The organism is Koromonas humicola (assembly GCF_059726255.1).
Window position 1 is genome coordinate 483,075 of record NZ_AP040873.1, and the last position, 12,634, is coordinate 495,708.

At 56.6% G+C, this 12,634-nt stretch carries 10 protein-coding genes; 9 read left to right on the top strand and 1 reads right to left on the bottom strand.

The window, feature by feature from the left end:
• Positions 1 to 77: 77 nt before the first annotated feature.
• On the bottom strand, positions 78 to 923 hold the full coding sequence (locus tag AC6IZD_RS02140) for a hypothetical protein (protein WP_497786036.1): 846 nt from the start codon (positions 921 to 923) through the stop codon (positions 78 to 80).
• Between the two features lie 469 nt (positions 924 to 1,392).
• Here AC6IZD_RS02140 and rimP point away from each other — a divergent pair, with 469 nt between their 5' ends.
• The 9 genes from rimP to era all read left to right on the top strand — a co-directional run bounded on the left by rimP (position 1,393) and on the right by era (position 12,540).
• On the top strand, positions 1,393 to 1,887 hold the full coding sequence (gene rimP, locus AC6IZD_RS02145) for a ribosome maturation factor RimP (protein WP_497786037.1): 495 nt from the start codon (positions 1,393 to 1,395) through the stop codon (positions 1,885 to 1,887).
• 132 nt (positions 1,888 to 2,019) lie between these two features.
• On the top strand, positions 2,020 to 3,501 hold the full coding sequence (gene nusA / locus AC6IZD_RS02150) for a transcription termination factor NusA (protein WP_497786038.1): 1,482 nt from the start codon (positions 2,020 to 2,022) through the stop codon (positions 3,499 to 3,501).
• A gap of 202 nt (positions 3,502 to 3,703) precedes the next feature.
• A complete protein-coding gene (gene infB, locus AC6IZD_RS02155) occupies positions 3,704 to 6,862 on the top strand; it encodes a translation initiation factor IF-2 (protein ID WP_497786039.1) in 3,159 nt (1,052 codons plus the stop codon).
• A 429-nt stretch (positions 6,863 to 7,291) separates the two neighbouring features.
• Positions 7,292 to 7,996 carry an outer membrane beta-barrel protein gene (locus tag AC6IZD_RS02160; RefSeq protein WP_497786040.1) on the top strand — a complete coding sequence of 235 codons (705 nt, stop codon included), beginning with the start codon at positions 7,292 to 7,294 and terminating at the stop codon, positions 7,994 to 7,996.
• Positions 7,997 to 8,094: 98 nt separating this feature from the next.
• On the top strand, positions 8,095 to 8,388 hold the full coding sequence (locus AC6IZD_RS02165) for a DUF503 domain-containing protein (RefSeq protein WP_497786041.1): 294 nt from the start codon (positions 8,095 to 8,097) through the stop codon (positions 8,386 to 8,388).
• A gap of 312 nt (positions 8,389 to 8,700) precedes the next feature.
• Positions 8,701 to 9,753, top strand: coding sequence for a PhoH family protein (locus AC6IZD_RS02170; protein ID WP_497786042.1), 1,053 nt, complete (start codon positions 8,701 to 8,703; stop codon positions 9,751 to 9,753).
• Positions 9,754 to 9,822: 69 nt separating this feature from the next.
• The gene (ybeY, locus tag AC6IZD_RS02175; protein WP_497786043.1) at positions 9,823 to 10,302 is read left to right on the top strand and encodes an rRNA maturation RNase YbeY; all 480 of its coding nucleotides are present in this window, start codon (positions 9,823 to 9,825) and stop codon (positions 10,300 to 10,302) included.
• 3 nt (positions 10,303 to 10,305) lie between these two features.
• Positions 10,306 to 11,586, top strand: coding sequence for a hemolysin family protein (locus AC6IZD_RS02180; RefSeq protein WP_497786044.1), 1,281 nt, complete (start codon positions 10,306 to 10,308; stop codon positions 11,584 to 11,586).
• A gap of 9 nt (positions 11,587 to 11,595) precedes the next feature.
• Positions 11,596 to 12,540: a GTPase Era gene (gene era, locus AC6IZD_RS02185; protein WP_497786045.1), complete on the top strand. Its 945-nt coding sequence runs from the start codon at positions 11,596 to 11,598 to the stop codon at positions 12,538 to 12,540.
• Positions 12,541 to 12,634: the final 94 nt, after the last annotated feature.

The window sequence follows — 12,634 nt, forward strand, 5'->3', positions numbered from 1 at the left end:
GTGACGACCGCTTGCTCCGGCCACCTTTTTGCCCGGAAAACTCCCAGCCTCGTTTACCCGGCTGCTTCCAGGCCATTTCAGGGCTGCCTACCCTGTGCGCCTGCCTGCGCAATCTTGTTCTTTTTGAATACGCTGTTGTGAATGTCAGGCCAGAACTCCTGAAATATGCCGCCGATAGTTCCGTAACTGGTTACCTCGATGGCGCGGACGAACGTTGTTCCCACTCCGCGGTCATTTTGTGGGTAGTAGAGATTGCCAAAGGCGCAGCCACTCAGGTTCCCGAGGATGTTGGAGTAGTTGGGGTGATGTGTTCCGTTATCGTGGCGCGCAATCACGGTTGTGCCGACAGCGTACAGAAGCCTGCTGCTAAAGCTGCCCGAGCCTTTGCGGAAATAGCGGGGATCGTCATTCAGCAACACTGGATAGGCGAAGTTGCCAAAGAAGGATCCGAGGCTGCTGTCGGCGAAACCCGCACCATAGCGCTTGGCGTACCCCTTCGCGCCTTGTCCGTATTCCGGAAATTGGTCCTGTGCCTGGCTGATCCCGGCGGAGAAAGCGGCTGTCAGAAACTGAAAAGGGTCGTAAGTCTGTCGATAGAAAAGGCGCCACTTCTCTCGGTTGGATAGCGGACGAGCCTTGCTGGGGTCGTTTACAACTGTGAACATGGGGGCAAGCCCGAGAATGCGCTCGTGACTTTCCTGATTGCCGCTGGCCTTCCTTAGGTCTTCGGCGTTGTCCTTCGGAGCGTGCGCAGGATTTATGGGGCTGTCCTGGGGCGTGGTTTCGGTGTACTGCGTTGGGGCTCGCCAGTGGCTTTCTGGCCCGTCAATCAAGTCTCCCGAAGCCGGTTTCTCAGCCCATGAAGGCGCACTAAGGACACATGCTGCCACTAAGCTCAGCAGCCACCTACTTGCAAGTCTCACGAAAACTCCGATCAGAGTATGCGATGCGAAATCCTGTAATCGTGGCCCGGACCGGGGTGTTTGTCGCCTGGCCGGTTTCCGGGGTTGGACTAGGCCGCTCGCGAGGGCTGAATCCTTTTCTGTCCTGGCGCTATCCAATTCTGGGGAACACCGTAGAGTGTTTACCGAGGCCGCGCTTTGAGTGAAGGTCAAGAGCGCCTCCTGCCCCTATCGTCTGCTTGGTTGTATTCCTTACAGGACCGGCGCTATACTCTTAGCCGGTAGCTGCGGATGTGTCCCTCTGTGCCCTCGGGTAGGGGCCGGGTGAGAGCAGCAGCGGATTTCTTCCGATCCGCGTCCTGGTTTCAAACCCCTGTCCATTTGCGACGTTGGCGAAGGCAGGCAGCCGTCAGGCCTGTTAAGGGGAGCTACGGTCGTTTTAGATGTTTAGCGGCGTTCCAAGAAGGCGCTGCGGAGTCCTGAATTAAGCATGGCGTTTGCGTTCGAAAAAGTTCGTGAGATTGCGGAAAGAGTCGCCCAGTCCAATGGACTTATCCTATGGGATCTGGAGATGAAGGGAAGCGGTGCAAACCGCACTCTGCGCATCTATATCGACAAACAAGAAGGCGTAACGCACCAGGATTGTGCGGACTACAGCCGCGAGGTAGCGACCATCTTCGACGTGGAAGATGCGGTTCCCGGCGGCGCGTATCTGCTTGAGATTTCCTCTCCGGGATTGGATCGCAAGCTGTTGAAGCCGGAGCATTTTGCACAGTTTACGGGCAGCCTCGTCAAGTTCAGTACCCGCGAGCTTTTGAACGGTAATCGCCATTTTGAGGGACGCCTGCTAAGTTTTGCCAACGGCCTGCTTACGGTCGATCTGGACCAGGTAGCTAGCCGCAAAAAGGCTAAAACGCAGGGGGGCGGCATAATCGTTGTACCTTTCTCCAACGTAGAGAAGGCCAGCCTAGTACCCGAGTTTTAGCTGCTCGTACTCGTTCCATTAGCGCGGCAAGCGACCGCGTGCAACATTCAACAAGCTGATTCCGGTGCTAGGCCGGGGCAGGGAAGAATTCAACCGGGGCGTGGCCCCGCATACGTTGAGGTGGCAGGAAATATGGCAAGTGAACTCTATAATGTGATCGAAGGCTTGAGCCGCGAGAAGGGCATTGACCCTCAGGTCGTTGTCTCTGCCGTCGAAGATGCCATCGTTGTCGCCACGCGCAAGTTCTATAAGACGCAGGAGAGCCTGCGTGCCGTCCTCGATCGAGAAACTGGCGCGATTCGCGCCTACTCAGTAAAAGAGATACTTCCAACTGAGGATGATATCGAGGACCCGCAAATTCAGATCTCGCTCGAAGAAGCCCTCAAGATCAGCGAAGACGCCGTGGTTGGCGGAGAGCTTCTGCAGGAGAAGTCCATCGAAGGACTGGGGCGCATTGCCGCCCAGTTGGCCAAGCAGGTCATCTTCCAGAAGGTGCGCGAGGCTGAGCGCGATACAGTTTTCAACGAGTATCACAATCGCGTGAACGAGGTTGTGAATGCCACCGTCAAGCGCATCGAAGGTCCGGATTACATCTTCGAACTGAGCAAGGCCGAAGCCAGAATGCCGCGCAAGGAGCAATCGAAGCTCGAATCGTTTGCGGTGGGCGAGCGCGTTCGCGTTGTGATCATACGGGTTGAGAAGGCCGCCAAGGGACCGGGCGTCATTGTTTCGCGCGCCGCTCCGGAGTTGGTCATGAACCTGTTCCAGACGGAAGTGCCCGAGATTTACGACAACACAGTTGTGATCCGCGCCATAGCGCGCGAAGCTGGCGAGCGCACTAAAATTGCCGTTATGTCGCGCGATAAGGACGTGGACGCTGTCGGCGCTTGCGTCGGAATGAAGGGCATGCGCGTACAGTCCATCATCCGTGAACTGCGTGGCGAAAAGATCGACATCATCGAATACCACGAGGACCCGGTGGCCTTTGCCGAGAAGGCATTGCAACCTGCCAAGGTCTCCAGGGTTTCGGTCGTGAGTAGTCAGGAAAAGCATCTAGAAGTGATCGTCGACGACACGCAGTTGTCGCTTGCAATCGGCAAGAAGGGGCAGAACGTGCGCCTTGCCGCTAAGCTTCTTGGTTGGAAGATCGACATTAAGAGCGAAGAAGAGAAGCGTCAGGAAGTCGAGCAGCAGATGAACTCGCTGGTTGGCAATGCGACGACCTCTCTCGATCAGTTGACCGCCGAATTGGGCGAACCGGTTGTAGAGAAGCTGACCGAAGCTGGCGTAAGCACGGTCGAGGCGCTGGCCGATATGACTCCGGAAGAGCTCGAAGCAATCCCCGGCATCGGTCCTGAGACGGTCGAAAAGATTTCAGTCGAGGTAAATAATTACTTCTTGAGACTGGATTCACAGCAGACGCCGAATGCAGAAGCCGCGAACGTTGAGTATCCGTCTGAGCCAATGCTGGCGGAGGAGCCTGAGTTAGCCGCTCCCGATGCGAACGCATCCGATGAGCAGGTTGAATCTGAAGCCGCAGAAAGTGAATCAGCTACGGCAGAAGAGTCTCGTGAGGAGCACCCGGGCGAGCACGCCGGCCCGGCTAATAAGTAGCGTTTTGGGGTGTGGCCTGCAAGCCACACCCGCGGTTTTGCTTTGGTAAGCAGTTCCTGGGGTCGGTTCGCCGAGTGTCCCAGGCAAACGCAGCATGGATGTCTTCATGGAAGACCTCTCCAGTAAAGTAGTATGGCGCTTTGGCGCAGCCGCATCGGTCCAGGCAGGTGGAAACGGAGCGGCATAAGGAAATGAACGGCGGATGAAGATTCGAATCAACGATCTGGCTCGCGAGCTGGAAGTTAAAAGCAAACAGATTCTCGACGTGCTCGTTAAGGTGGGCGTCACGGAGAAGAAGACTCACTCCAGCTCCGTTGAGGCCGATGAAGCCGATAGGGTGCGCAAATATTTCCATGAGATCAGCGGGGCGCACAAGTCTGCCCATCGCACGGGTGGCGAAGAGTTCCACCCGAAGATCGATCTCTCCAAGATTTCCAAGCCTGGCGACGCCCTGAAGGCCATTCTGGCGCGTAAGGAGCAGGCTGAGAAGGCTACCACTGTTGTTAAGCCTCCTGTTGCTCCGCCGCCCGCGCCGCCGAAAGCAATTGTCAACAAGCCTGCGCCCCCGAAGGTTGTGCCGCCTGCTGCTCCGGCGACGCCACCTCCGGCTCCCGAGCGCGCGCCGCGCCTGATCACGCCGGAAACGGTGGCCCAGCGCCATCAACATGCGCGTGTCGAGCCGCCGAAGGCTCCAGTTGCGCCAGCGGCTGAGGTTGTGGAAGCTCCGGTTGCGCCGCCTAAGTCTGCTGCTCCGGTCGAGCCCGTACAGGAGACTCCGGCTACCCCAGCTCCTGTCGTGACTCCTGCTCCGGCAGCGGTCACGGCGCCGCCTGCTCCTAGCGCACCTGCGGCACCAGCACCGCCCTCGGCTCCGGCTGAAGTTACCGCTGCGCCTTCCGACGGAAAGAATGCTCCGGTTGCTCCGCCCACAAAACAGGCTGTACCTGCGCCTGCCGCGTCGGTCACAGCTCCTTCTGCACCTGCGAAGCAGGCGCCTTCGAAGCCAGCTCAGCCGACAATTGGCTCCTCTCGACCGCCGCTGCCGGGTCAACCTGCGCCGCCGCCGCGTCGCATGATCGTTCCGCAGACGGGACCGCGTCCGGTATATACGGCTCCGCCACCACCTCCGCCACGCGCGCCGCAGCCTCCGTCCTCGATGGGAAATCGCACGGGTCTGCCTGTGCGCGGGCAGCCGATTTTCCAGCGCCCACGTCCTGGGCAAGGTCAAGGACAGGGCGCGCCTGGTTCGCGTCCGCCGTTCCGTCCTGGCGAGCGCCGTCCTATGCATCCCACACGCAGTGCGCCGACTCCTGGCGGTCGTCCCCCGATGGGTGGACGCCCCGGCATGGGCACGCGTCCTGGTGGTCCCGGGCGTCCCGGCGGCCTCTTAGGTCCGGCTGCTGGAGCTCCGCCACCGGGCACTGCTCCGCGTCCGGGAGCACGTGCTGGTGCGCCTTCCCGTCGTCCGGGACAGCGCTATCAGGCTCCTCGTGGCAAGCAAGAAGGACCGATGAAGGGTTTCACGCCGCCACCTCGGCTGTCGCTCAGCAATGAGCCCATGCCGATTACTCGGAATATCACTATCTCCGAGGGTGTCAGCGTAAAGGATTTGGCAGAGAAACTCGAAATCCGAGCCAAGGATCTCATCGCACGTCTGCTGGCTCGTGGCGTTTTCGCCACCATCAACCAGACACTCAGCGAAGATTTGGCCCGCGACATGGCACGTCATTTCGGTGCCGAAAGCTCGGTCATCAGCTTTGAAGACCAGATTCAGCAGGAATATGACGCGCAGGCGATCGAGCAGGAGAACGAAGCGGTCTTCAACACCGTTACCCGTCCTCCGGTGGTCACCATCATGGGACACGTCGATCACGGCAAGACCAGCCTGCTCGACGCAATCCGCTCGACCAACGTTGCCGAAGGTGAAGCTGGTGGTATCACGCAGCACATCGGCGCGTACAAGGTGAAGATCACGGACACGAACTCGCCCGCCTATGGCCGCGAGATCGTATTCCTCGACACTCCGGGTCACGAAGCGTTTACCCGCATGCGTGCTCGTGGTGCCAAGGTCACCGACATCGTCGTGCTGGTTGTTGCCGCCGATGACGGTGTCATGCCTCAAACGATCGAGGCTATTGATCACGCCAAGGCCGCGAAGGTTCCTCTGATCGTTGCGGTGAACAAGATCGATAAGCCCGATGCTCAACCTGACCGTGTGAAGAAGCAGTTGGCTGACCGTGGTCTGCTCCCCGAAGATTGGGGCGGCGACACGATCTTCGTAGATGTTTCAGCCAAGAAGCACACGAACCTGAACCAGATCATGGAGATGATCTGCCTGGTTGCGGACATGAAGGAGCTGAAGGCTACGCCTGAGCGCCTCGCAACCGGAACAGTGCTTGAAGCCAAGCTTGATCGCGGACGCGGCCCGGTCGCCACAGTCCTGATCGACAATGGCACGCTCAAGTCTGGCGAAAACTTCGTTGTCGGCAACATCTTCGGCAAGGTTCGCGCCATGTTCGACGACCGTGGGCGCAGCCTTGAGGAAGCCGGTCCATCCACTCCGGTCGAAATCCTCGGACTTGAAGGTCTGCCGCAAGCAGGCGATCAGTTCGTGGTGGTGGCCGAGCGCGAGAAGGCCCGCGAAATCGCTGATTATCGCGAATCTAAGGCTCGCGAAGCTGTGCTTGCCAAGACGGCTCGTGTCTCGCTTGAAGGGCTAGCTCAGAAGATCAAGAACGAAGGCACGAAGCAGCTCGACATCATCCTCAAGGGTGATGTGCAGGGCTCGGTCGAGGTCATCAACGACCTGCTGACCAAGCTCTCGAACGAGCAAGTGCGCATCAACGTTCTGCGCTACTCGGTTGGCGCCATCACCGAAAGCGACGTGCTTTTGGCTGCCGCGTCGAACGCCATCATCATCGGCTTCAATGTGCGTCCTGAACGCAAGGCTCAGGAGATGGCCGAGCAGGAAAAGGTTGATATCCGCCTCCACTCGATCATCTACGAACTGCAGGATGAAATTAAGAAGGCGATGACTGGTTTGCTCGATCCGACCATCAAGGAAACCTACCTTGGCCGTGCAGAGGTCAGGGATACGTTCCGTATTCCGAAGGTTGGCACTGTTGCCGGCTGCCAGGTTATTGATGGCTTGATCAAGCGCGACGCCGAAGTTCGGCTCCTGCGCGACAACGTCGTGGTTTACCGTGGCAAGATCGCTTCGCTCAAGCGCTTCAAGGATGATGCGAGCGAGGTTCGCAACGGGATGGAGTGCGGTCTCGGTATCCAGAACTATAACGATGTGAAGGTTGGGGACGTTATCGAAGCCTTCCACAGCGAAAAGGTCGCTACGCAATTGGCATAAAACATACAGAGTGTCCATGGGTTTACGGGCACTCTGTATGACCTAAACACAGTCCCGAATTTCAGACATGAGGTTCGGGATTTTTATGCCCCGAGGTTTTGCGGGTTCAGCGATCTTGGGGAACGTACAAATTTTTGCAAATTTTCTCATTTGAGACGTTCATTTGGTGTACCATTCGTGCGCTTCATTCAGCTACTTTGGATGGCAGGCTGAAGACGGGGTGGTAGCCACATCGGGTTTCATCAGCAGTAGCAGCGCTCTCATAGCGTTTTTGCCGTGTCCGGCGCGTTCTTCGTTTGAGAGATGTAAGACTTGGTTCGGCGGGTGTCAAATTTGATGCCCTTAAAGATTAGTACAACTGTCAGAGTTCCTTCTCGATCAAACAACTAGCTATCGAGAAGCTCATTACTCAATCAGGGGAGCCCAGGAATGAAGAAATTCTTGATTGTTTCAGCGCTGCTTTATGCCCTCTCTGCCTGTGCTTTCGCGCAGCAGGACTACGTCGGTCGCTACGACGTGTTCACTGGATTCAGCTATCTGAACTCGCCCAAGTTGAATCTGCAGCAGCGCGGATTCAATACGCAAATTGGTGTGAACCTCAGACGCTGGTTAGCATTCGGCGTTGATTACAGCATCCAAGAAGGCCGTGCATCGCTGGTGACGCGCGATCTGAAACCGGCTTTGCAGACCACTTTAGCTGGCCTCGTTGGAGCCCCGGTGGCAAATGCTTTGTCCGTGCCTTTTGATGCGACGACTCAGACCTACACCATTGGTCCGCAGGTCACGTATAGGCACTTTAAGAAGGCGACCTTCTTCGCACACCCCTCCATCGGCGTGATTCACGAGAACATCTCTCTGAACGCGACTGAGGGTGTACCGCAGCCATACGCGACGCTGGTCGTCCCCAGGTTGGTGCAGGCCGGCATCCTGAATAGCACAAAGCCGAACGACACAACCTACTTCTACGGTCTCGGCGGCGGCGCAGACTACAATCTGACCAAGCATTTCCACCTTCGTGCCGACGTTGAATTTGTGCACGTGTTTCTCTATAGCGATCTGCTGAAGGATTCGCGAAACAGCGTGCGCCTCTCGGTTGGGCCGACGTTCACCTTTGGCAAGAATGTGACTCGGTAGAAGCCATTTTGCGGTGAAGGCTTCGTTCTCTCGAACGAAGCCTTTTCCTTTGGGGTTGCATATACTTCGGAGTCCTTTCTACACTGAGCGGCCAAGCCATGCCCATCGCTTATCTCACCATGGAACTTCGAATCGAAGCCGCACACTCGTTAAAGGATCGTCGACAGGTGCTTCGTAGCCTGAAGGACCGTCTACGCTCAGGATTCAATGTCTCTGTGGCGGAGATTGATCCGACAGATCTCTGGCAATCGGCAACGCTGGGCGTTGTAGCCGTTTCCGCGTCGCGCGATTACCTGCAAGGGATGATGAAGCAGGTCGAATCTGCTGCCGTACGCATCGCTAACAACCACGGCGCAGAAATCACCGACAGTTTTGTAGATTTTCTTGACTGAGTCCAGTTTTGCCCTGACTAGCCTTTTACTTTTAATGTGGGTCAGGCGACTATTTGCTCCTGTCCACATCTAATAACTTGACTACAGATGTCAGCACCAATGGCTTACCAACCCGCGTCGCCTGTTTCGCCTGCGCATCTTTTGTTGACTCGCGGCGAGGAAGGGGGTACGCTCCTGCCCAATGGTAGCTGCTCTCATCAGAAGCAAAGCATTTCAGTTGGCTCCGCAGATTCGCGTCTCCGCCTCAAAACTCAAATCGCTTCCTCCGCTTCTCATTCGCGCTTTTGCGCCAGAGGTGAATCGAAACTCTAGATGAAGAAAAACATCGAACTTCGTCCCAATGTCGAAACTCTATTCGGTACGCGTGACGAAAACCTTCATCTGCTTGAGGACGGACTGAACGTTACGGTCGAGCTCAAGCCCAATTCCATCCAGATTGACGGCTCCGCCGATGATGTAAACCGCGTGGAGCAGGTCTTTACCGACTTTGACTACCTGCGCTCTCATGGACATCAGCTATTCAATGGTGAGCTTACGTCCATGCTGCGCGTGCTGGTTGCCGACCCGGCGGTCACGTTGCGTCAGCTCGCCGAAGCGGGCAAGCAGCGCTCCGTGGGCAGCAAGCGCCAGGTGCAGCCTAAGAGCCTTAACCAGCGGCAGTATCTGGATGCCATTGAGCGCAATGACATGGTTTTCGGCATCGGACCTGCCGGAACAGGCAAGACTTACCTTGCTGTGGCGATGGCTATCTCCGCCCTGTTGTCGAAGAAAGTTTCGCGCATCATCCTTGCGCGTCCTGCGGTTGAAGCCGGCGAGCGTCTTGGATTCCTGCCCGGTACGTTGCAGGAGAAGGTCGATCCCTATCTTCGCCCGTTGTACGACGCTTTGTATGACCTGTTAGAACCGGAGAAGGTGGATCGCTTCCTTGAGAAGAATGTGATCGAAATCGCGCCGATTGCCTTTATGCGCGGTCGCACGCTCAATGACTCATTCGTCATTCTCGACGAAGCACAAAACACGACCAGCGAGCAGATGAAGATGTTTGTCACCCGCCTCGGGTTCGGTTCCAAAGCGGTGATTACTGGTGACATCACGCAGATTGACATTCCGAACCCCAATCGCAGTGGTTTGGTTGAGGCTATGACCGTGCTCCAGGGTGTGGAAGGCATTCACTTCCAGATGTTCAATGAGCAGGACGTTGTCCGTCACCAACTTGTGCAGCGCATCATTCGTGCTTACGAGGATTTTAAAGTTCGCGACGATCGCCAACTCAGCCTGCAGTTGGAGAATGAGGCTGCGCGTACCGCCGCTGAACTGACGCCAATCACAGAAAAGGTGAACCCGACCACTACTGTCCAGCAGTAGCCGTTTCGGTACAATATTGGGAGAGCCCTGTGCTCTCCCTTTTGCTTTATTGTCTCCGGACTAAAAACAGTGATTCTAGAACGAAGAAAATCGAAGGACCTCAGCCGACTGGCGCTCGCGCGTTTTGCAAATCGAGCGAGGCAAGTCGCGGGACTAACCGGTGAAGTAAACATTCTGCTCACCGGCGATGCCGAAATCCAGCGCCTGAACTCGCAATTCCGTCACAAAGACAAACCGACCGACGTGCTTTCGTTTCCGAGCGCAGACGGCGGTGATATTGCCATATCCCTGCAAACAGCTCGCGCCCAAGCCGCCGAAATCGGTCATGACCTGCAAACCGAGGTGAAAGTGCTGATCCTCCATGGAATGTTGCACCTTGCGGGTCACGATCATGAAACGGACCGCGGCCAAATGCTTCGGCTTGAGCGGCGCCTTCGTGCCGACCTTAAGCTTCCTGCTGGTCTGATCGAGCGCGCAGTTGCGCCGCGCACAACATTCAAACCAAAGCCGCGACATGTAGCGGCCGTTCCTGGCCGGGGAAGGCCGTAGTTTATGGCCCTCACACTCGTTTTCCTGCTGCTCCTGGCACTGTTAGTTCTTAGTGCCTACGCTTCGCGACTCTATACGGAGAGCGGTAAGTTCCTTTCGCGCGAGTTCCAGGAAAACATCGAAATCTTCGAGCACAACATCGAGCCGCGTCTCGGATTCACTCACCATCGTGCCGCGCTGTCGTTCGCTTTGCTCGAACAGCTCTTGACGGCATGCGTCTGCTTTCTGCTCGCATACACGGTTTTTTCGCGGCGGAACTGGACCATGGAAGAGCTCGCGGAAACGGCATTTTTCGCAGTGGCGATTGTGCTGATTTGCGACCGTTTTCTGCCGTACTTGTTTTTCTCGCGTACTCGCGGCGGGTGGTTGATCCGGTTCACTTTGTTGCTGCGGCTTCTGATCTGGGCTGTGTTTCCGCTGACGCTATTTCTAGGATTTCTGCAGTCCATCATTTCTCTTACTCGTCCTGAGAATGCGGATGAGGAGCCGGAGCATCCGTCCGAAGCTGTTGACGCTCTCATCGAAGCTGGACAGGACGAGGGCATTCTCGAGGAGAGCGACCGCGAACTGATTCACTCGGTTGTTGAGTTTGGTGACAAAACCGTGCGCGATGTGATGACGCCCCGCCCTTCGATCATCGCTATCTCGGCCGAGACCACTATCGAACAGATAACGCAGTTGCTTTCACAGCATCCCTTCTCTCGCTTACCGGTCTACCGCAACGATGTCGACCACATTGTAGGAATCATCTCAGCCCGTGACCTGCTTCAAGTGGCCGACTCTGACGCTCCCCGCCGCGTGGCCAGCAGCCTGATGAAGACCGATGTGTATTTCGTTCCTGAAACGAAGCGAGCCAATGAACTGCTCAACGAAATGCAGCGCGAGAACCGCCGCATGGCCATCGTTGTTGATGAATATGGCGGAGTTGCCGGTCTGGTCACTGTCGAAGACCTCATCGAGGAAATCGTGGGTGAGCTCAGCAACGAAGGCGAGCAGCGCAACGAAGCCGTCAGAGAGAGCGACAGCAGCTATGTCGTACTGGGTTCCCTCGATGCCGATCGCTTGGAAGAGCTATTCGGATTTCACTTGCCGGAGGATCATCACGCCACTACAGTCGGCGGTCTTGTGACCGAAATCGCCGGACACATCCCGCTGCCTGGTGAAGTCGTCAACGAAGGCGACCTCCGCTTCGAGATCATCGAATCCACCGCACGCCGGGTGGAAAAGATCCGTGTGCTTACCAAACAGCCTTCCCCCATTCCCAAGAACGGCCCGGTAGAATAGCATCAATAGGTGCATTCAGGATTCGTAACTATCATCGGACGCCCCAATGCGGGCAAATCGACTCTGCTTAACTCGCTCGTTGGCGAGAAGCTCGCTATCGTCACTCATAAAGCGCAAACTACGCGCAGCCGTATCACAGGCATCGTCAACGTCAAACGTCGCGGCAAGCACCCAGCCGGACAAATCGTGCTCGTTGATACGCCCGGCGTCCACAAGCCCGAAGACCAACTCAACCGGCGCATGATGCAGGAGGTCTATGACTCGCTTGAGGGCTGCGACCTGGTCCTGCTCATCGTCGATGTTACGCAGAAGTTTGGCACCGGAGACGAGTTTGTTCTCGACATTGTGAAGCGCGCAAAGGCCAAGACCTTTGTGCTGCTGAATAAGATCGACCTCATTGATAAAACAAAGCTGCTGCCCGAAATCGAGCGATGGGCGCAGCGCTTCGAGTTCGCGCAGATTATTCCGATCTCAGCCGAAAAGGGGCAGGGCAAAGATGAACTGCTGACCGCTGTCGTTGATGCGCTACCAGAAGGCCCCAAGTACTTTCCGGAAGACCAGATTACGGATCAACCCGAGCGCTTCATCGTAGCCGAACTCATCCGCGAGCAGATCCTTATCAACACCGCCCAAGAGGTTCCTTATGCGAGCGGTGTGCTCATCGAGCGATTCGAAGAAGGCAAGAAGCTGACTAAAATCTCTGCCGTGATCTTCGTGGAACGCGAAGGGCAGAAGGCCATCATCATCGGCAAGCAAGGCGCCACGCTAAAACATATTGGCACCCGAGCCCGCCTACAGATCGAACGCATCCTCGGCACCAAAGTTTTCCTCGAACTCTTCGTCCGCGTGCGCAAAGGCTGGCGCGACAACGCCACCGAAGTCGATCAAGCCATTGACTGGCGCAAGCAGATCGACGTACTAACGCGTAAGAATGTACCCGAGGAAGATGAGTAAACAAGCCATCGGCACGCTTTTTCCCAACTTTATCGCGGGGTGTTGTCGGGCATAAAAGTGTTGCCTATTATGTCCGACGAACCTGCATTTCTCG